The organism is Pseudomonas sp. URMO17WK12:I12 (genome assembly GCF_000514395.1).
Taxonomy (GTDB): Bacteria; Pseudomonadota; Gammaproteobacteria; order Pseudomonadales; family Pseudomonadaceae; genus Aquipseudomonas; species Aquipseudomonas mucoides.
In genome coordinates this window covers 57,656-78,010 of record NZ_AZVV01000006.1, presented here as the reverse complement: position 1 = coordinate 78,010, position 20,355 = coordinate 57,656, and the positions used below count along the sequence as shown (strand labels likewise).

General features: G+C 59.1%; 20 protein-coding genes. 10 read left to right on the top strand and 10 right to left on the bottom strand.

Translation table 11 applies throughout. The features are described from left to right. Positions 1-18 precede the first annotated feature (18 nt). Genes D882_RS0107885 through D882_RS0107875 form a run of 3 tightly spaced genes read left to right on the top strand, consistent with a single transcriptional unit; the run spans position 19 to position 2,911 of the window. Positions 19-1,935 (top strand): alkaline phosphatase D family protein, encoded by a 1,917-nt coding sequence (locus tag D882_RS0107885; RefSeq protein WP_027922728.1) that lies wholly within the window; start codon positions 19-21, stop codon positions 1,933-1,935. A 14-nt stretch (positions 1,936-1,949) separates the two neighbouring features. Continuing rightward, positions 1,950-2,447 (top strand): adenylate kinase, encoded by a 498-nt coding sequence (locus D882_RS0107880; protein ID WP_027922727.1) that lies wholly within the window; start codon positions 1,950-1,952, stop codon positions 2,445-2,447. An 11-nt stretch (positions 2,448-2,458) separates the two neighbouring features. Next, positions 2,459-2,911, top strand: a complete 453-nt coding sequence (locus D882_RS0107875; protein WP_027922726.1) for a VOC family protein — start codon at positions 2,459-2,461, stop codon at positions 2,909-2,911. A gap of 144 nt (positions 2,912-3,055) precedes the next feature. On the opposite strand, the gene D882_RS0107870 is transcribed toward D882_RS0107875, so the two are convergent. Further along, complete coding sequence (locus D882_RS0107870; RefSeq protein ID WP_027922725.1) at positions 3,056-4,231, bottom strand: aspartate aminotransferase family protein; 1,176 nt, start codon at positions 4,229-4,231, stop codon at positions 3,056-3,058. Between the two features lie 102 nt (positions 4,232-4,333). Between D882_RS0107870 and D882_RS0107865 the strand changes: the two genes are divergently transcribed. Next, positions 4,334-5,239, top strand: coding sequence for a LysR family transcriptional regulator (locus tag D882_RS0107865; RefSeq protein WP_027922724.1), 906 nt, complete (start codon positions 4,334-4,336; stop codon positions 5,237-5,239). A 75-nt stretch (positions 5,240-5,314) separates the two neighbouring features. Further along, a complete protein-coding gene (locus D882_RS0107860) occupies positions 5,315-6,328 on the top strand; it encodes a sensor domain-containing diguanylate cyclase (protein WP_027922723.1) in 1,014 nt (337 codons plus the stop codon). Between the two features lie 20 nt (positions 6,329-6,348). On the opposite strand, the gene msrA is transcribed toward D882_RS0107860, so the two are convergent. Genes msrA through msrB form a run of 3 tightly spaced genes read right to left on the bottom strand, consistent with a single transcriptional unit; the run spans position 6,349 to position 9,409 of the window. Next, entirely contained in the window at positions 6,349-7,053 is a 705-nt protein-coding gene (msrA, locus tag D882_RS0107855; RefSeq protein WP_027922722.1) for a peptide-methionine (S)-S-oxide reductase MsrA, read from the bottom strand. A 30-nt stretch (positions 7,054-7,083) separates the two neighbouring features. Next, a complete protein-coding gene (locus D882_RS0107850; RefSeq protein ID WP_027922721.1) occupies positions 7,084-8,847 on the bottom strand; it encodes a cytochrome c biogenesis protein DipZ in 1,764 nt (587 codons plus the stop codon). Between the two features lie 43 nt (positions 8,848-8,890). Next, a complete protein-coding gene (msrB, locus tag D882_RS0107845; RefSeq protein WP_027922720.1) occupies positions 8,891-9,409 on the bottom strand; it encodes a peptide-methionine (R)-S-oxide reductase MsrB in 519 nt (172 codons plus the stop codon). Positions 9,410-9,561: 152 nt separating this feature from the next. Between msrB and D882_RS0107840 the strand changes: the two genes are divergently transcribed. The 4 genes from D882_RS0107840 to D882_RS0107825 all read left to right on the top strand — a co-directional run bounded on the left by D882_RS0107840 (position 9,562) and on the right by D882_RS0107825 (position 13,214). Beyond that, the gene (locus tag D882_RS0107840) at positions 9,562-10,278 is read left to right on the top strand and encodes a response regulator transcription factor (protein WP_027922719.1); all 717 of its coding nucleotides are present in this window, start codon (positions 9,562-9,564) and stop codon (positions 10,276-10,278) included. Further along, a complete protein-coding gene (locus D882_RS0107835; RefSeq protein WP_027922718.1) occupies positions 10,275-11,792 on the top strand; it encodes a HAMP domain-containing sensor histidine kinase in 1,518 nt (505 codons plus the stop codon). The genes D882_RS0107840 and D882_RS0107835 overlap by 4 nt, the downstream gene beginning before the upstream one ends. A gap of 66 nt (positions 11,793-11,858) precedes the next feature. Beyond that, positions 11,859-12,374 (top strand): hypothetical protein, encoded by a 516-nt coding sequence (locus D882_RS0107830; RefSeq protein WP_027922717.1) that lies wholly within the window; start codon positions 11,859-11,861, stop codon positions 12,372-12,374. 135 nt (positions 12,375-12,509) lie between these two features. Beyond that, the gene (locus D882_RS0107825; protein ID WP_027922716.1) at positions 12,510-13,214 is read left to right on the top strand and encodes a hypothetical protein; all 705 of its coding nucleotides are present in this window, start codon (positions 12,510-12,512) and stop codon (positions 13,212-13,214) included. A gap of 57 nt (positions 13,215-13,271) precedes the next feature. Here D882_RS0107825 and D882_RS0107820 read toward each other — a convergent pair whose 3' ends face one another. Further along, complete coding sequence (locus tag D882_RS0107820) at positions 13,272-13,766, bottom strand: RidA family protein (RefSeq protein WP_027922715.1); 495 nt, start codon at positions 13,764-13,766, stop codon at positions 13,272-13,274. A gap of 121 nt (positions 13,767-13,887) precedes the next feature. On the opposite strand from D882_RS0107820, the gene D882_RS0107815 reads away from it, so the two are divergent. Beyond that, positions 13,888-15,297: a PLP-dependent aminotransferase family protein gene (locus tag D882_RS0107815; RefSeq protein WP_027922714.1), complete on the top strand. Its 1,410-nt coding sequence runs from the start codon at positions 13,888-13,890 to the stop codon at positions 15,295-15,297. Between the two features lie 194 nt (positions 15,298-15,491). Here D882_RS0107815 and cyoE read toward each other — a convergent pair whose 3' ends face one another. The 5 genes from cyoE to cyoA are packed head-to-tail and all read right to left on the bottom strand — an operon-like array spanning position 15,492 to position 20,340. Continuing rightward, a complete protein-coding gene (gene cyoE / locus D882_RS0107810) occupies positions 15,492-16,379 on the bottom strand; it encodes a heme o synthase (protein WP_027922713.1) in 888 nt (295 codons plus the stop codon). A gap of 11 nt (positions 16,380-16,390) precedes the next feature. Next, positions 16,391-16,732, bottom strand: a complete 342-nt coding sequence (gene cyoD, locus D882_RS0107805; protein ID WP_027922712.1) for a cytochrome o ubiquinol oxidase subunit IV — start codon at positions 16,730-16,732, stop codon at positions 16,391-16,393. After that, positions 16,732-17,358: a cytochrome o ubiquinol oxidase subunit III gene (locus D882_RS0107800; protein WP_027922711.1), complete on the bottom strand. Its 627-nt coding sequence runs from the start codon at positions 17,356-17,358 to the stop codon at positions 16,732-16,734. Before D882_RS0107800 ends, cyoD begins: the two co-directional genes overlap by 1 nt. Before the next feature lie 3 nt (positions 17,359-17,361). After that, the gene (gene cyoB / locus D882_RS0107795) at positions 17,362-19,392 is read right to left on the bottom strand and encodes a cytochrome o ubiquinol oxidase subunit I (RefSeq protein ID WP_027922710.1); all 2,031 of its coding nucleotides are present in this window, start codon (positions 19,390-19,392) and stop codon (positions 17,362-17,364) included. Between the two features lie 3 nt (positions 19,393-19,395). Beyond that, the gene (gene cyoA / locus D882_RS0107790) at positions 19,396-20,340 is read right to left on the bottom strand and encodes a ubiquinol oxidase subunit II (RefSeq protein ID WP_027922709.1); all 945 of its coding nucleotides are present in this window, start codon (positions 20,338-20,340) and stop codon (positions 19,396-19,398) included. Positions 20,341-20,355: the final 15 nt, after the last annotated feature.

Below are 20,355 nucleotides of genomic sequence, written 5' to 3'. Positions count from 1 at the left end.
CAAGAGCCTTGAACCCGGATGTCCGTATCTCTGCCTTTGTCTGATGACTGCCACTCACTGCCACCGGTGCTGGTCGGCCCGCTGTTGCGGCGGCTGGAACCTGCGCGGCTGGTCATGTGGCTCGTGGGTTCCCGGGCGCTGTCGCTGACGTTGCGCCTGCAAGACTGCGCCGACATCCGACTGGATGCCGGACAGTGCACCGTCATCCCGATCGGCACTCACGCGTTTATCCACTTGATCGATGTGCCGCTGGCGACCGCCCTGCCCTGCGACACCGTGATCGAATACGACCTGTTGATCGACGGGACGGGCATCGCCGAGTGGGCCCCGCATTTGCTCTACGGCGAAGCACGCTGCCCGAACTTCGTCCTGCGCTCGCGCATTGATCAATTGCTGCATGGCTCCTGCCGTAAACCCCATCACCCGGCCACCGATGGCTTGCTCTGTGTCGACGGTCTATTGGCAACGGAACATGACGCATCGCAACGCCCGGCGCTGTTGATGATGAGCGGCGATCAGATTTACGCCGACGATGTCGCGGGACCGATGTTGCGAGCAATTCATGCCTTGATCGAGCGGTTAGGACTGTTCGAAGAACACCTCGAAGGCGCCGTGGTCAGCGACAGCGCCAAGCTTTATGAGCACCCGGCCAGCTACTACCACCGTGCGGATTTGTTACCGGCGCTCAAGAGCAATGAAACCCTGCGTGATCGATTTTTCGGCGGCGCGCGCAAGCCGATCTTCACTAGCAGCAGTGCCGACAATCACCTGATGACGTTCGCTGAAGTGATGGCCATGTATTTGCTGGTCTGGTCGCCGACGCCCTGGAGATTGATCGCCCCGCAACCGCCTGCGCTGACGCCTGAGAGACGCAAGCGTTATGCCGCTGAACAGACCCATATCGATGGCTTCAAGTCCGGCCTGGGCGGTGTCGCCCGGGCCATGGCGCATCTGCCGTGCCTGATGATCTTCGATGACCACGACATCACCGACGACTGGAACCTTTCCGCGCAATGGGAGGAAACGGCCTACGGCCATCCGTTCTCCAAGCGCATCATCGGCAACGCCTTGATCGCCTACATGCTGTGCCAGGGTTGGGGCAACAACCCCGATGCGTTCAGCGATGTGCTGGAAAAAACCCGTTTGCTCAGCGTCACCGGGGCCGACCGTTACCTCGACAGTCCGGTGCAGGATGACTTGATCGATGCGCTGTTGAGCTTTCAGCAGTGGCATTACGTGCTGCCCACCACGCCCGCCCTGGTGGTGATCGACACCCGCACCCGGCGCTGGCGCAGCGAGATGAACCTCAAGCAACCGTCGGGCCTGCTGGACTGGGAAGCCCTCAGCGAGCTGCAACAGGAACTGCTCGATCATCCGTCGGCGATCATCGTGTCACCCGCGCCGATCTTCGGCGTCAAACTGATCGAAACCGTGCAGAAAGTCTTTAGCTGGTTCGGTTATCCCCTGCTGGTGGACGCCGAAAACTGGATGGCCCATCGCGGCGCGGCGCAAGTGATCCTGAACATCTTCCGACACTCGCGCACACCGGGTAACTACGTGGTGCTGTCCGGTGATGTGCATTATTCCTTCGTCTACGAAGTACTGATCCGGCACCGCAAGGCCGGCCCGAAAATCTGGCAGATCACCAGCAGCGGCATCAAGAATGAATTCCCGCCGAGGCTGCTCGAATGGTTCGACCGCCTCAACCGCTGGCTCTACTCGCCGCGCTCGCCCCTCAACTGGCTGACCAAACGCCGACGCATGCGCATCGTCCCGCACATCCCCGAACACGCCGAGGCCGGCGAACGGCTATGGAACTCGGCAGGCATCGGCCAGGTGTACTTCAATGAGAAAGGGCAACCCCAGGATATCTATCAGCACAACTCAAACGGCTCGCCCAAGACCCGGATGGTTGCGCCTGAACATGACGACTGAAACGGCGAGTCACCATGAACCTCACCCGCACGCTGATCATCGGCAACTCCGGCGCCGGCAAAAGCTGGCTGGCGGAACGATTGGCCGCACAACTCAAGGTGCCATGGATCGATCTCGACCTGATTTACTGGGTGTCGGACGAACACAGCATCGCCCGCCCATATGCCGCGGCACTGGACATAGCGCGGGTGGCGGCCGCTGAAGATCAGTGGGTGATCGAAGGTGTTTATGGCTGGATTGTCAGAGAACTTATCCACAGGGCAACGGCGCTGATCTGGTTGTGTGTGGATGACGACAGCTGTGTGGCCAATATTCGTCAACGAGAACATAGACCGGACAATGACGAGTTGCTGATAGCGTTGGTGGAATGGGCCGCCAGTTATCGGATGCGCGAAGACGCCAGTGGGTTTACCGTACACCGGCAATTGTTCGCAACGTTCACGGGCTCAAAAATCAAACTCATGGATCGAGGTGAAATCAGCGCTTTCGCCAAGTCCTCCCACACGGTTTAACAAGGATAGGTATGTTTGCACGGAGCAAGTTGGTCCCCGAACTGATGGTCATCGACCTCAAGAACAGCCTTCATTTCTGGACCTCATTGATCGGTTTCAAGATTGCTTACGAACGCCCGGAAGCGGGTTTCGCCTACCTCGATAACAACGGCGCACAGATCATGCTGGAGCAATATGCTCCGGATGACGGCCAGTGGGTGACGGGCGCATTGGAAGCACCGTTTGGTCGAGGTATCAACTTTCAGATCACCGTCGATCTCGTCGAACCGATACTTGAGCGATTGTCGGAAGTCGAATGGCCACTGTTTCGCCCGTGCGCCGATGTCTGGTATCGCGCCGATGCGGTGGAGGTCGGGCAACGCGAATTTCTGGTGCAGGATCCGGATGGGTATCTGGTTCGGTTGGTGGAAAGCTTGGGGGAGCGGCCGTATTCAGATCTGTCTGCTGCCGAGGAGACGGCCTAACTACTACGCTCTCCTGCTAACGCAGAACGCCTGATCAAATCGATTGGTGGCCTGCGCGCGGGGAAGACTAACGCCGGAAAACTTATAGAAGAGTGAACATTTGATCGTTCCCACGCAGAGCACGGGAACGATCGGGAACGTGTGTCAGGCAATGGTCACGGCCCGACAAACGCCTCTGACAACCATCTCCACTTCCCGCTCATCAATCGTCAACGGCGGCAGCAAGCGAATGGTTTTCCCGCGTGTCACATTGATCAGCAAACCGTGATCGCGCGCGGCGATCAGGGTCAGGTCGCGGATCGGTTGCTTGAGTTCGATGCCGACCATCAAGCCTTGACCACGGATTGCCAGGACGTTCGGATTGTCCGCCAATTCGCTGCGTAATCTGGCGAGCAGACGTTCGCCCTGAAGCCTGGCGTTGTCCAGCAGACCTTGTTCTTCGATGATGTCCAGCACGGTGCAACCCACACGGCAGGCCAGTGGATTGCCACCGAACGTGCTGCCATGGCTGCCCGGAGTGAACAAATCGGCGGCTTTGCCCCGGGCCAGGCAGGCACCGATGGGGATGCCGTTGCCCAGCCCTTTGGCCAGGGTCATGACGTCCGGAACAATACCCTCGTGCTGGAACGCGAACCATTGGCCGGTGCGGCCGATGCCGGTCTGGATTTCGTCGAGCATCATTAGCCACGAGCGTTTGTTGCAGAGTTCGCGCACCGCTTTGAGATAGCCCGGCGGCGCCAGCTGCACACCGCTTTCGCCCTGGATCGGCTCCATCAGGACTGCCACGATTCGTTGACCGTGGGCTTGCTGCACGGCATCCAGTGCACTGAGGTCACCGAACGGGACCTTGACGAAATCCCCCGGCAATTCATTGAACCCCAAGCGCACGGCCGGGCCATCGCTGGCGGATAACGTGCCCAGCGTCCGGCCATGAAAAGCATTTTCCATGACCACCACCAGCGGCTGCTCGACGCCTTTGTGCCAGCCATAAAGCCGTGCGAGTTTCAGCGCGGTTTCGTTGGCTTCGGCACCGGAGTTGTTGAAGAACGCCCGCTCCATGCCGGACAACGCTGTCAGCCGCTGCGCCAACCGTTGTTGCCAATTGATGCTGTAGAGGTTGGACGTGTGCAACAGCAAACCGGCTTGCTCAGTGATCGCCGAGACGATTCGAGGATGGGAGTGGCCAACGTTGGTCACCGCCACGCCCGCCACGGCGTCCAGGTATTCACGACCCGCGTCATCCCAAAGGCGCGTGCCCACCCCTTTGCTGAAACTCAGGGCCAGCGGTTGGTAAGTGCTCATCAGGCAGGCGGCGGTCATGGCATCAAGCTCCATCAATGGTCGGTGTTTTTGCAGTATGGTTAGCCACCTGAGCTGGATAAACGCTGCAATACTTCAATCATCTTAAAGCCGAGCTTGATAATGGATTTGTTCCAGGCAATGACCGTTTACGTACGCGTGGTGGAGGCCGGCAGCATGACGGCCGCCGCGCAGCAGTGTGAAATGTCCACGACCATGGTCGGCAATCACCTGCGGGCGCTGGAGCAACGCCTGGGTGTACGCCTGCTCAACCGCACGACACGGCGCCAGCGCCTGACGGAATTCGGCTCGGCCTATTACCAGCGTTGCCTTGAAGTATTGGGATTGGTCGCCGATTCCGAACGCCTGGCTGAACAGAGTCAGGATGCGCCCAGTGGCACCTTGCGTATCACGGCACCACTGACCTTCGGCACGGAAAGACTCGCGCCTGCGCTCAGCGAATTTTCGCTGCAATGCCCACAGGTCAAACTGGACGTGGTGCTCACCAACGGGCGCCCTGACCTGCTCGAAAACGGCCTTGATGTGGCGTTTCGCCTGGGCGCCATTGAGCCATCGAACCTGATCGCCCGGCCGCTGATCGACTACACCCTGACCATGTGCGCATCACCGGAGTACCTGGCACGCCGATCTACGCCGGAAAAACCCGAAGACCTGCAACATCACGATTGCTTGTCCTTTGCCTACCCGGTCGGGGATGACTGGCAATCGGTCGAAAAACAATGGCGCCTGAGCGGACCCGAAGGCGAAGTGATGGTGGCCGTCAGTGGTCCGATGTTGATCAACAGTTCAGCGGGGTTGCATCAGGCGGCCCGTACCGGGATGGGCATCGTGATGCTGCCCGATGCGCTGGTGGAACAGGACCTGCTCAACGGAAAACTGGTGGCATTGATGCAGCACTATCAACTGCCGAGCCGGCCCATGCACCTGGTGTACGCCCAGGATCGCTACCGGCTGCCAAAATTACGCCACTTCGTCGACTTTGCCATGCAGTTGTGGGGCAAACACTAGCCGTGGCAATGCGCCATGAACTAATCTCGACCCCCAGGCGAATCAATTGATATTTGCGCGTCAGGGAGAGCGGTGATGGGGGAAGCATCAAATATCACGCCGTTGAAATTCAATGTGTCAGATTTTAGCGAAGACCTGCTCCACACCATTCTGGAGCTGGTCAGCGATGGCATTTGGGACTGGAACGCCAACACCGGTTTTGTTTACCGCAACCCTGGTTGGTACAAGATGCTCGGCTACGAGCCTCATTCCCTGGACAACACCGCGTTGACCTGGGAAAACCTCATCCACCCTGACGATTACCCCCGCGTCATGGCCGTGTTTGATGACTACCTGAAACAGCGCGCCCCCACCTATCAAGCCGAATATCGCTGCCGCATGCTGGACGGCAGCTACACCTGGATCGAAGACCGCGGCTATGTGCTGTCCCGCAATGCCGACGGCACGGTAGCGCGGATGGTCGGCGCGCACCGCAGCATCGACGACAAGCGACGTCTGCTCGAGGAACTGGAGCGACGCGCTCATTCCCTTGAAGCCATCGTTGAAGAGCGCACCCGGGAATTGTCCCGGGTCAATCAGCAGCTGCAGATTCAACTCGAAGAGAACCGCAAACTCGCGGAAACCGACACGCTTACCTCCATCGCCAATCGCTACCTGATGGAAAAAAGCCTGCCTCAGGCATGCGAACGCGCCCAGCGCTTTCGATGTCCCCTGTCCCTGATCGCCATGGACATCGACGATTTCAAGATCATTAACGATCACTACGGCCATGCCTTGGGTGATGCCGCCATCGTGCAGGTGGTCGAGGGCGTGAAGCACTTCGTGCGCGAAGGCGATCTGCTGGCGCGATGGGGCGGTGACGAGTTCATCATGATCCTTCCCGATACCCCGTTGGCTGACGCCAGACTCCTGGCCGAAAAAATCCGCGATGGCCTGTCGAGCCTGCCCCCGGTGGGCGCGTTTCACGTGACCATGAGTTTTGGCGTGGTCCAGCGTTTTGAGGAAGAACAACAGACCGGGTTGCTGGCTCGGGCTGATCAGGCGCTTTATCGGTCGAAGGTGTCGGGCAAGAATATGATTTCGGGGTAACCCCCCGTTATCGCTTCCACTCACATCCCCGCCTTCACCAACACCGGCTTCTCCTGATAACGATCGGGATACAACTGCTTCAACTGCGCCACTTTCGGTAGATCGTTGATCACGATGTACGGATAGGTCGGGTGCTCGGTCAGAAAATCCTGGTGCTCCTCCTCCGCCGGGTAGAAGCCGTTGTAGGTTTCCAGCTTGGTCACTATAGGTTTGTTGAACGAATGAGCAGCGTCTAGCTGGGCAATGTAAGCCTGGGCGACGCGTTGCTGTTCGGTGTTCTCAGTGAAAATCGCCGACCGGTATTGAGTGCCGCTGTCGGGGCCTTGGCGGTTCAGTTCGGTGGGGTTGTGGGCCACCGAAAAATAGATCTGCAGCAGCGTCCCGTAACTGACCTGAGTCGGGTCGAACGTGACCTCGACGGACTCCGCGTGGCCGGTATCGCCCTCGCTGACCCGTTCATATTGGGCGGTGTTGGCCGCACCGCCGGCGTAACCGGAAACCGCTTTCTTCACGCCTTTAATGTGCTGAAAAACGCCTTGGACGCCCCAAAAACACCCGCCGGCAAACACCACTTTTTCGCTGTGGGCCTGGGTCGTTTCATCCAGCGCCGGCGGAGGGATGACGACGGCTTCTTCGGCTCCGAACGAGAACGCCGAGCACTGACTGATAATGCCGGCAGCGGCCATCCCCAACAGGGTGCGGCGCCAGGTGAACAGGGTTTTCATGGAGCAGACTCCTCAACAAATGAAATGACTTCAACCGAACGTAAACGCGTACGCCGAAACACCCGGATCGAGAAACTCGATGCTGAACGTGCGGTCGGTCACGCCGCCGCTCTGGCGTACCAATTGATACAAACGCTGTGAATTCACACGGCCGCTGCCATCGGGTGCCACATCGGTGCCGTGGGCATCGCCAGGGGCTTTGCCGTCAATGAGCACTTTGAATCGCACCGGTTTACCGTCGGCACCGGGGCCCAGTACCAAGTGCAGATCACGGGCATGGAAGCGATAAACGATGCGACTGGCTGGCGCGCTGGAAGTCGCACGCTCTGAACCGACATTCCACTTTCCGTCCAGGCTCCAGTCGTTGAGTGCCAGCTCGGCGGGAGGGCTGTACGCGGCCACTTTGTCAGGCACAAGGCCGGTTTCGGGGACGAAATGCTCCGCCCGCTGGAAACCGACATAGGTTTCCGGTGATTGCACTTCGCTCATGTCCGGCGCGAGTTGAACCCCTGTCGCCTCCGCGTTGATCAAACCGTCCGCGACGTTCACTGTGCCCGCTTCACGCAGCAGTTGCTGGATGACCCTTTCCGATTCGGCGTATTCGCCTTCACCAAAGTGGTGATAACGAATGCGCCCCTGAGCATCGGCAAAGTAGTGAGCCGGCCAGTATTCGTTGTTGAAGGCACGCCAGATCTTGTAGTCGTTATCGATGGCCACGGGGTAGTTGATACCCAGGTCCTTCATGGCCTTGGTGACATTACCGACGTCGCGCTCAAAGGCGAATTCAGGGGCATGGACGCCGATCACCACCAATCCCTGATCGCGATACTTCTCGGCCCAGGCTTTCACATACGGCAAGGTGCGCAGGCAGTTGATGCAGGAGTAAGTCCAGAAATCCACCAACACAACTTTGCCCTTCAAGGCCTGCGCGGTCAGAGGTGGGGAATTGAGCCATTGCACCGCGCCATCCAGCGCTGGGAGATTGCCTTCAATCGGCAACGCGCCCGATGCCTTGTCACTCGCTTTCATCGCGCCACCCGCGGCCATCATCGCCCCGCTGTTGTTCGGCGACTTGCCGGCCAATCGGCCCACCAGGGCTTGCTCGATCCCGCCGGTGGACGCGGTCGAAACCCGTGCCAGAATCCCGGTATCCAACCCCAGGGCAATCGCGGCGACACCCGCCAGCATGGCGGCCCCAAGACCGCGCCGAACCCATTCCCCGGCGCCAATCGAGCGCTTCATTGCCGCGAAGACTTTACCGCCGAGCAGCAGTGCCACGGCGAGCGACGTGGCGGCACCGGCCGCGTACGCCAGCAGCAACAGCGTGGTTTCGATGCTGGCTCCTTGCAGCGCCGCCCCGGTCAGCAACAGACCCAGGATCGGCCCGGCGCAAGGCGCCCAGAGCAAACCCGTGGCGACGCCGATCAGGAACGAAGCGCCGGGACGCGGCCGGGCATCGGCGCCGGCGGCTTCCGACAATCGACTGCCGGCCGCCACCAGTGGTCGAGTCAGACGCTCGGCGAGTCGTGGCAGCAGCAGCGTCAGCCCGAACAGTGCAACGAACAGCAACGCGAGCCAGCGACCGTACTGATTGACTTGCACCACCCAACCGCCGCCCACCGCCGCCAACGTCGCGAACAGGGCGAAGGTCAACGCCATCCCCGCCAACAGCGGCAAGCCACTCTTCATAAACGGCTGCCCGGTTCGCGCGAAGACAAAGGGCAGCACCGGCAGAATGCAGGGGCTGACAATCGTCAGGACACCACCGAGATAAGCGAGAACCAAAAGCCACATAGCGTCGACCTGCATCAAGCGAGTGAAATGAAATGCCCATGAATCAAGCTGCCTGTGGCTCGAACGTCAGCGCCAGACCGTTCATGCAATAACGCAGGCCGGTAGGCTTGGGCCCGTCATCGAAGACATGCCCCAGATGACCGCCACAGCGCCGACAGTGGACTTCTTCACGCAGCACGCCGAAAGACCGGTCCTGACGAGTGGCCACCGCTTTGTCCAGGGGGGCCCAGAAACTCGGCCAGCCGGTGCGACTGTCGAACTTGGTATCGGATGAGAACAGCGGCAGATCACACCCGGCGCAGGCGAAAACGCCCTCGCGATGCTCATTGTTCAACGGGCTGCTGTAGGCCCGCTCGGTGCCCTCTTTACGCAGGATTTCGTACTGCTCGTCACTGAGCATGGCGTGCCATTCGCTGTCGCTGCGGGTCACCTCGAATACCTCCGCGGCACTGGCATCACTGACCAGTGCGGTGCTGGCGGCAAATTTTGGCAACACACCGATCACCAAGGCTGCAGCGCCCAGCCCGCCGCCCGCTACAAGAAACTGTCGCCGTGAAAACATGGCCTTCTCCAAAATTCCCGATGCCTGATAAGGAACACAGCCTAGGCTTGGGTTGATCGCCAAATCCTCACGAGCAGTTAAACAATTCGTGATAACTCGGACTGAGGAAAACCCGCACAATGTGCCCATTGCGCTACAAAGGATTGAGCTTTATGGAACAGACCAAACGCGTCCTGGTGGTCGAGGACGACCTGCACATCGCCGACCTTATCTGCCTGCATCTTCGCGATGAGCAGTTCGAGGTGGTGCACTGCGCCGACGGTGACGAAGGCATGCGCCTGTTGCAGCAAGGAAGCTGGGACGCGTTGATCCTCGACCTGATGCTGCCCGGTGTCGATGGCCTGGAAATCTGCCGTCGGGCACGGGCGATGGCCCGCTACACCCCGATCATCATCACCAGCGCACGCTCCAGCGAAATGCACCGGATCCTGGGGCTGGAACTCGGCGCCGACGATTACCTCGCCAAACCTTTTTCGATGCTGGAACTGGTCGCCCGGGTCAAAGCGCTGCTACGCAGGGTCGACGCCATGGCCCGCAACCTGAAGATGGACTCGGGCAGCCTGATGACGGACGGCTTGTCCATCGACCCGATCACCCGCGACGTTTCGCTCGACGGTCGTCGCCTGGACCTCACGCCACGGGAATTCGACCTGCTGTATTTCTTCGTCCGCCAACCCGGCAAAGTCTTCTCGCGCATGGATTTGCTCAATGCGGTCTGGGGTTACAGCCATGAAGGTTACGAACACACGGTGAACACCCACATCAATCGTCTGCGGGCCAAGATCGAAACCGATCCGGCGCTGCCCGCGCGCATCCTCACGGTGTGGGGGCGTGGCTACAAATTCGCCGTCAAGGAGGAGCAGCCATGAGGCTGACCCTGACACAACGCCTGTCGCTGGTGTTCGCCATTCTGTTGCTGGTGTGCTGTGGCACATCGGCCTGGATGCAAGTGCGCTCCAACAAGATGCATGAACTGGAAGTGGTCCAGGGGCTGTCGCGCGATCTGGCGCAACACATCGCCCATGACACGGTGCTGATGGACAGCAGCGGCTTGATGCCCAATGCCATTCGTGAACTGTTCAGCAAACTCATGCAGGTCAATCCCAGCGTTGAGGTTTATCTGCTGGACACCGAGGGCAAGATTGTCGGAAGCGCCGCACCGGAGGGACGGATACGTCGGGAGCGGATCGATCTGGCCCCCGTCCAGCGCCTGCTCAAAGGCGATGCCCTGCCGATTCTCGGTGATGACCCGCGCAGCGCCGACGGGCGCAAGGTGTTCAGCGCTGCGCCATTGCAGGTCAACGGCCAGCCCGCCGGTTACCTGTATGTGGTACTGCTCAGCGAAGAACACGACCGCTTCGCCGAACGCGGTGCCACCAGCGCCGCACTCAATACCGCCCTGTTGTCCATCGGTCTGGTGGCATTGCTGTGCCTGATTGCCGGTCTGACGGCATTTGCCCTGATTACCCGACCGCTGCGGCGCTTGACCGAAAGAGTCAGTCAGTTCGACATCGACGGCGTGCCCTCCACACCGCCCACCTCCGAGCCGATGGAAAAAGCCGCCAGTCACGATGAAATCGCCGTGCTGGACGCCGCCTTCCGGCAGATGCAAACCCGCCTCAGTGAACAGTGGCGCTCGCTGACGCGTCAAGACCAGGAACGCCGCGAACTGGTGGCGAACATTTCCCATGACCTGCGAACACCACTGGCCTCGCTGCATGGATACCTGGAAACCCTGTCGCTCAAGGACGCCACGTTATCCCCCGTCGACCGGCGTCGCTATCTGGGCATCGCCCTCGATCAAAGCCGCAAGGTGGGAGGCCTGGCGCAATCGCTGCTGGAACTGGTCAGGCTGGAACACGGTTTTGTGCAACCGGTGCTGGAGCGCTTCTCACTGACCGATCTGGTGCAGGACATTTTCCAGAAATTCGAACTGACCGCCGAAGCGCGCCAGATCGAACTGAAGGCCACTTTCGCCCCTAACGTTTCCGCCGCCTGCGCCGACCTGGGATTGATCGAGCGCGTGCTGACCAACCTGTTCGACAATGCCCTGCGCAACACCCCTCAAGGCGGAGAAATCGAGCTGAGCCTGCGCCCTCAGGGGCCATTTATAGAAGTCACGGTCAGCGACACCGGCCCCGGCATCGCTGCGCCGCTGCGCGAAGGCCTGTTCCTGCGTCCCTTCAACATTGGCGGTGCACGGCGCGATGGCGGGTTGGGGCTGCGCATCGTGCATCGGATCCTGCAGTTACACGGACGTGAGATCCAGCTGATCGATCTGCCCGGACGAGGCGCGACCTTCCGCTTCTCCTTGCCGGTGGATCAGCAAACGGCGGAACAATGGGCGGTTCACTCGATGAACCTGAATTCGATGGGGAAATAGCCGACCGCACCTGCTCCGGTAACGACTATTATCCCGGCACTTGTTTTTCGGCATGGACGCTGCGTGATGCTCAATACCCTGCAACACACCCCGCTGTGGGTTTATGCGGTATTCCTGGTGCTCTGCTACTACGGAATCAAAGCGCTATCCCCGACTGAGGAAAGCAAAACCTCGCTACGCGTGACTCCGCCGATCTTGCTCGGCTGGTCGCTCTATTCACTGAACCTGTCGTTGAACCCCACCGCCTCCCTCGGTTGCTGGTTGATCGCCGTTGTTCTGGGAGGTCTGGCTGCGCTGGTGCTTTCCCAAAGCAGAGGCGTCGAACTCAATAAGCCGAAAACCGGACTGGTCGTGCCGGGAACAGCGAAAACCCTGGTGCTCTACCTGCTGTTTTTTGCCGTGAACTACTACTTCGGCTACCAGGATGATGTTCACCCGGAACAGGCCACCACGCTTGAGATGTTACTGCTCAAGGCCTCCGCATCCGGGTTTGTCTGCGGATTGATCAGTGGTCGCTCTTTGCAGTTTTATCGGGCGCTATCAGCGCTTCAGTCACAACGACCGCAAATGGCCATCGACTGAGGCCTTCTCGCAAAAATCATGACCAACCGCCTGTTCATCCGTGACAACTCGGCGTGGGTCCAATAGATTAGGCGACCTGAAAAGGCCCTGTGCTTTCTCGCCTCAATTCAAGTTAAAAGAAGTAGTGAAATTTCAATGTCCGATTCCAACACCGCTGAATCCGTAGTCACCCTGTCGTCCAAAGCGGAATACGAAAACTCCATCAATCTTTCACAGCATGTGCCTCAGGCCAAGACCATCAGCGAGATGGTCCTGGACGCTTTTCAATCCACCCGGGAAAGCGACCAGATCCGCGAACTGCGCGCCGCAATTCGCCAGGCACACGACAGCTTCGACGACGATAAAGCCTATGAACTGATGGGCGAACTCAAACAACTCAAGGACGCGGAAGCGGCCGACATTGCCGCTCTCGAAGACCTGAGCAGCAAATTCCCGATCAGCCGGATTCTCTCCAGCTTCAAGGATGACCCGGCGTTTCAGGAAATCGTCTACGGCCTCGCGCTGAAAGTGCTGAACCAGACTCACCAAGCCATCAGCAACCCAAGCAGTGGCAAAAGCAAAGTGGCTCGCGCCAAGAAAGACCTCGAAGTGTTCACCATCAGCAAGGACGGCATCAACGTCACCCTGCCACTGCGCACCCCGCGTTCAAGCCTGAACGTTGACCGCAAAGCGTTGGAGTTCCTCGGCTTTACCTTCGTCGGCGAAGGCGAAGACGCCGTGATTGAAAGCGAGACGTTCCTGGATAACGCCGGCGTCGAACAAGCGGTCAACCGCAAGAACATCATCACCGCACTGCAGCAACAAACCGCGTTCGACGGCTACAGCATCGCCGCGCAGTAACACGGCCCAACCCAAAAGCCCCGCCCTTGCAGCGGGGCTTTTTATTGCCTGCAAAAATCAGGAAATCGAAGGATGCAGCGCCGCAATCATGTCCACTTCCACCGGCGCGTTTTTCGGCAACTGATAAACACCGACCGTCGTGCGCGTATGTTTGCCAGCATCGCCCAACACTTGGGTGAAGACATCCGACGCGCCGTTGGCCACCTCACTGAGGTCGACGAAATCGAACGTGGATTTCACATAAACGGTGACACGAAGCAGGGCCTTGACGTTATCCAGTGAGCCGACGGCCTCGCGGATCAATGCCAGACCGCGTATCGCGCTGATGCTCGCGGCCTCTTGGGCATCGGCCAAATTAAGCTCCAGGCCCACCCGGCCCGGGTACTGGATTTTGCCGTTCATGCGCGGCACCAGGCCACTGACATACAGCTCATCGACATGCCGAAGCAGTGGCGCGTAATGCCCCCCGGCCGCGTTCTCGTCGTAGATATCGAAGCCATGCTCTTTCGCCATCTCGAGGAAACGTTCGTCGCGGGTTGTTTGCCTAATCATCTACTGAGCCCTCTTGATCCACCATACAAACGCGATTTTGATGGTAGAGACAGACGCTTCTCTTGATCAGGGCAAGTTCGTATAGAATCCAGCGAACTTTACTGCCAGGGAGACCAGTAAAATGCAGGCTCAACGCGCTGTGATCGCCGCCATCGAGTTCCAGCCGGGGGTGCCGCTGGTGCAGCAGATTGTCGATCAGCTGTCCGAAGCCATCAGCCAGGGAGGCCTGCCGCACGGGGCCAAGTTGCCGCCGATTCGCGAACTCTCCGAATTGATGAACGTCGGAAAATCCACCGTGGTGGACGCCCTCGACCGATTGCGGGCCAAGGGACTGGTGGTCTCACGCCAGGGCTCGGGGCATTACGTCCACCGGGCAAGCACTCAGCCCCCAACCGCTACTGCCCCAGACCTGCAACCGCAAGACACCCTCAGCCGTGTCCGCCGTGCGATTCTTATGGATAACGACGCTCTACGTCCCGGTTGTGGATTTCTACCCGGCTCGTGGTTACCGGCGGATGAACTGCTCAAAGCCGTGCGCGGCACCCTTCGTGCGACATCGCTGCGCATGGGCGAATACGGTGAGGTCGGCGGTTACCGGCCGCTGCGCGAGGCATTGCGGGTCAAGTTGTCGGGCTTTGGCATCGAAGTGCCGGTGGAGCAAATCATCACCACCGCCAACACCATGCAGGCCATCGATCAACTGATGCGCCTGTTGATAAAGCCCGGCGATACGGTGCTGCTCGACGATCCGTGCTACTTCAACCTGCACACCAATCTGGCGTTGCACGGCGCCAAGGTCCTCACCGTTCCCCGCGATTGCAGCGGGCTGGATCTGGAGACGTTCGAGCACCTGCTGATCGTCCACCGCCCCGTGCTCTATATGACCAACAGCACCTTGCATAACCCGACCGGGCACTCGTTTTCGGCGGCGCAGGTGTATCGCCTGCTGGAGTTGAGTCACCGCTACGGTTTTCACATTGTTGAAGATGACCTGTACGGCGATCTCCAGCAACGACGCACCCCGCGCCTGGCCGCCAGCGGGCTCGACAATGTCAGTTACGTGTCCGGTTTCTCCAAGACCCTGACGGCCAATAGCCGGGTCAGCTACGCCGTGTTATCACCACAACTGGCCGCCCGAATGATCAGCCTGAAGATGAGCATCGGTGGCGTGACCTCGGAACTGGCGGAGCAAATCACCTGCACCATGCTCAGCAACGGAAGCTACGCCAAGCACATCCGGCGCACGGTGGATCGCTTGTATGAGTCGAGCAGTCGCGTGGCGCGCTGGCTGGTGGAGGCCGGATGCTCAGTGTCATCGGTGCCGGGCGAAGGACTGTTCATCTGGGCGCGTCTGCCCGGCGGGTTCCATGCCGAAACCCTCGCCAACAAAGGCCTCAAGAATGACCTGGTACTGGCGCCCGGAGCGATGTTGAGTAAAGCGGCCGACGCCAATAGTTTTCTGCGCTTCAATGTTGCGCATAGCGATGATCCACTGGTGCGGGAGCGGTTTTTCCGGTTGCTTGATAAGTGAGCTTGCTGACGACCGAGGTGTGGCCATCGCGAGCAGGCTCACTCCTACACTCGATTGCATTCCACAGGAAAGAACGCGGTCGAATGCAGGAGTGAGCCTGCTCGCGATGGCCACGACACGGTCCAAAAGAAAGCCCCAACAAAAAGCCCCGCACTTCTCTCGAAGGCGGGGCTTTTGTTTACAGCATCCGACGCTTAAGGCGCGTACGTCAGCAGCAGCTCGGTCGGCACTTTGAAGTCCAGGGACATCATCACGCTCAACGCGGTAATGGTGAAGATCGAGAACACGAACAGCTTGCGTGCCCAGACCGTGTCATCCACTGCCTTGTAACCGGTCCAGGCCATGTACAACCAGTACATGCCCATGGCCGCGGCGACGGCGAGGTAGCTCATGCCGGCGTAGCCGCTGAAGGTCAGCATCAAGGTCGCCACGAGGAAGGCCAGGATGTAGATCAGGATGTGCTTCTTGGCCACCTGGATTCCGCGCTTCACTGGCAGCACCGGAATCGATGCGGCCAGGTAATCGTTGAAGCGGAAAATCGCGATGGCGTAGGAATGCGGCATCTGCCACAGGCTGAACATCACCAGCAACGTCAGTGCGGCCATGTCGAAGCTGTTGGTCACAGCGACGTAGCCAATCACCGGCGGCATGGCGCCCGACAGACTGCCCACCAGCGTGCCGTGAACCGACTTGCGCTTGAGGTACAGGCTGTAGAAGCCGACGTAGATGACGAAACCGATCACGGCGAACAGCGCGGCCAACGGGTTAGCCACCTTGTACAACAACGCAACGCCGGCAACACCCAGGACGGTCGCAAAGGCCAGGGCCAGTTTCAGGGAAATCAAGCCCTGGACCAGCACGCGGTTCTTGGTGCGTTCCATCTTCAGGTCGATGTCGCGGTCGATGCAGTTGTTGAACACGCAACCGGAAGCCACCACCAGGGACGTGCCGATCATGGCGGCCAGGAAGATGGCCAGATCGACATGCCCTTTCGAGGCCAGGAAAAATCCGCCTGCCACAGAAAGCACGTTACCGAAAATGATCCCCGGTTTGGTGATTTGGATAAAGTGCTTAAAGGACATCCGGACTTTCCTCAGTGCGCCATCATGACGGTGTGGATGCTGAACATGATCCACAGCGACAGGCCTACCAACAGGACGATTACCAATGCAGCGAAGACAAACGCGATCACGTTGTTACGCTGGGCAGCGGAGCGGTCCAGGTGGAGGAAGTACACCAGGTGCACGAGCACCTGGATCACGGCGAAGGCCAGTACGATCCACAGGGTCATGGCTTTCGGCAGCGACGGGTACATCACCAGGCCGAAAGGAATGATCGTCAGGATCACCGACAGGATGAAACCGATGGCATAGGACTTGACGCTGCCGTGGCTGTCGTCGTGGCCGTGGCCATCGTGGGAGTGTGCATTAGCCATTACAGGGTCCCCATCAGGTAAACAACGGTGAATACGCAGATCCACACCACGTCCAGGAAGTGCCAGAACAGGCTCAGGCAGCTCAGACGGGTCTTGTTGGTCGCCGTCAGGCCGTTTTTCTGGACCTGATACATCATGATCGCCATCCAGATCAGACCGCTGGTCACGTGCAGACCGTGGGTGCCGACCAGGGTGAAGAACCCGGACAGGAAGCCGCTGCGGTTAGGACCGTAGCCTTCGGAGATCAGCATGTGGAACTCGTTGATCTCCATGCCGATGAAGCCCAGGCCGAACAGGAAGGTGATGGCCAACCAGCCCAGTACCGCCTTCTTGTTGCCCTTGAACAACGCCAGCATGGCGAAGCCGTAGGTGATCGAACTGAACAACAGGCAGGCGGTTTCGCCCAGCACGTATGGCAGCTCGAAGATGTCGTGGCCCGACGGGCCACCCGCTACGTTATTAACCAGTACCGCGTACACCGCGAAGATCGACGCAAACAGAATGCAGTCGGTCATCAGGTAGAGCCAGAAACCGAATACGGTCATCTCGCCCGAGTCGTGGTGATGGTCATCGTGCCCATGTCCATCGACATGGGTGTGTCCAGCATTGGTCACTAAGTTCGACATGGTTTAAGCCTGTTCCAACGAGGTTTCAACACGGGTGGCAGTGGCCGGGATTTTCCCTGCGGCTACCAGACGTTTGCGCTGCTCGGCTTCGGTGCGCTCGATCACGTCGACCGGCACCATGTAGCCCTGGTCATCACGGGCAGCGTGGATCACGAAGTAGATCACGGCGCCGGCGAGGCCGAAGATGGCCATCCACCAGATGTGCCAGATCATCGCGAAACCGAACACGGTCAACAGAGCACCCATGACCAGGCCGGTCGCGGTGTTGTTTGGCATGTGGATCGGCTCGTACTTGACCGGAGTCTGGTACGCAGTACCGTCTTCCTTGGCTTCAGTGAACGGGTCGATGCAGTCGGCTTTTGGCAGTACGGCAAAGTTGTAGAACGGTGGTGGCGACGAGGTCGACCATTCCAGCGTGTGGGCATTCCACGGGTCACCGTGTTCGCACATGTTTTCCGGCTTCTTACGGTCACGAACACTGACGTAGAGCTGGATCAACTGGCAGGCGATACCGCAGGCGATCATGACCGCACCGAACATGGCCACGTACAGGTACGGCACCCACTCAGGGTTGGTGGTGGCGTTCAGACGACGGGTCATGCCCATGAAGCCCAGAGCATAGAGCGGCATGAACGCGACGAAGAAGCCCGAGATCCAGAACCAGAATGCTGCCTTGCCCCAACCTTCGTGCAGCTTGAAGCCGAACGCTTTAGGGAAGTAGAAGCCGAAACCAGCGATGTAGCCGAACACGGCGCCGCCGATGATCACGTTGTGGAAGTGAGCAATTACAAACAGGCTGTTGTGCAGGACAAAGTCAGCACCCGGAATGGCCAGCAGTACGCCGGTCATGCCGCCGATCGCGAAGGTCACCATGAAGCCCAGGGTCCACAGAACCTGGCTGGTCATGCGCAGACGGCCCTGGTAGATGGTGAACAGCCAGTTGAATAGCTTCACCCCCGTCGGGATCGAGATCAGCATCGTCGCCAGACCGAAGAAGGCGTTGACGTTGGCACCCGAACCCATGGTGAAGAAGTGGTGCAGCCAAACCATGAAGCCCAGGATCGAGATCGCGCCCGAGGCGTAGATCATCGAGTGGTGGCCGAACAGTTTCTTGCCGGAGAACGCCGAGATGACTTCGGAGAAGATCCCGAACGCCGGCAGAATCAGGATGTAAACCTCGGGGTGACCCCACGCCCAGAACAGGTTGACGTACATCATCGGATTGCCACCAAGTTCATTGGTGAAAATGTGGAAATCCATGTAACGGTCAAGCGTCAGCAGTGCCAGGGTAGCGGTCAGGATCGGGAAGGAAGCGACGATCAGAACGTTGGCCCAGGTGCAGGTCCAGGTGAAGATCGGCATGTCCATCAGTTTCATGCCCGGGGTACGCATTTTCAGCACGGTGGCCAGGAAGTTGACCCCGGTTAGCGTCGTACCTAGCCCGGATAGTTGTAGCGCCCAGATGTAGTAGTCCACACCCACGCCAGGGCTGTAGCCCAGTTCCGACAGCGGTGGATACGCCACCCAACCGGTACGGGCGAATTCGCCGACACCCAGGGACACGTTCACCAGCACGACGCCAGACATCAGCAGCCAGAAGCTCAGGGAGTTCAGGAACGGGTAGGCAACGTCACGCGCGCCGATCTGCAGCGGCACTGCAAGGTTCATCAGGCCGGTGAAGAATGGCATCGCCATGAAGATGATCATGATCACACCGTGAGCGGTGAAGATCTGGTCATAGTGCTCAGGCGGCAGGTAGCCCGGCGAGCCTTCGGTGGACAGGGCCAACTGGGTACGCATCATGATGGCGTCGGCAAAACCGCGCAGCAGCATGACCATGGCGACGATGATGTACATCACGCCGATTTTCTTGTGGTCGACCGAAGTCAGCCATTCGGACCACAGGTAGGTCCACTTCTTGAAATAGGTGATTGCAGCGAACACGCCCAGACCGCCGAGCGCGATCATGGCGATGGTCACCATCACGATCGGTTCGTGGAACGGGACCGCTTCCCAACTTAATTTACCAAACATCGTTTACTCCTCTGCCCCGGCAGCTGAATGCGAACTCATGTCCATCCCTTCCATCTGGGCCACTTCTTTCTCTTTCTTCTCGTGGTCCACTTTCGGACCTGGTTTCATGCCTTCGTACTTGTCGACGATGGTCTGGAACAGGTTCGGCGTGAACGAGGAGTAGAGCGCTACTGGATTGTTCTGGCTTGGTTTGGAAAGGGCTTCGTATTCAGCTTTTTCAAGCTGTTTAGGTGCCTTCTTGACATCACTGACCCAGGCATCGAAGTCCGCCTGAGAGGTGGCGATTGCTTTGAACTTCATGCCGGTGAAACCCGCGCCGCTGTAGTTGGCGGAGATCCCGTCGAATTCAGCGTTCTGGTTGGCGATCAGGTGCAGCTTGGTCTGCATGCCCGCCATCGCGTAGATCTGACCGCCCAGGCCCGGAATGAAGAACGAGTTCATCACGGTGTCGGAAGTGATCTGGAAATTGATCGGCGTGTTGGCCGGGAAGACGATCTTGTTGACCGTGGCAATCCCTTGTTCCGGATAGATGAACAGCCACTTCCAGTCCATCGATACCACTTGAATGGTGATCGGCTTGACGTCGGATTCCAGTGGTTTGTACGGGTCCAGAGCGTGGGTCGACTTGTAGGTGACATAACCCAGGGCAATGATGATCAGCACTGGAATAGCCCACACCGCGATTTCAATCTTGGTGGAGTGCGACCACTTCGGCGTGTAGACGGCGTCGGTGTTGGAGGCGCGATATTTCCAGGCGAACAGGAAGGTCATGACGATGACCGGTACCACGACAAGAAGCATCAGCAGCGTTGCGGTGATGATCAGGTTTCGCTCGTCCAGGCCAACCTGGCCCTTGGGATCGAGCAAGGTCATGTTGCAGCCTGACAGCAACAATGTGCCAATCAGCGGCAATAAGCCTAGTAGTCTGGGGTACCTGTTTTTACTCATCTCACGACCTCTAAA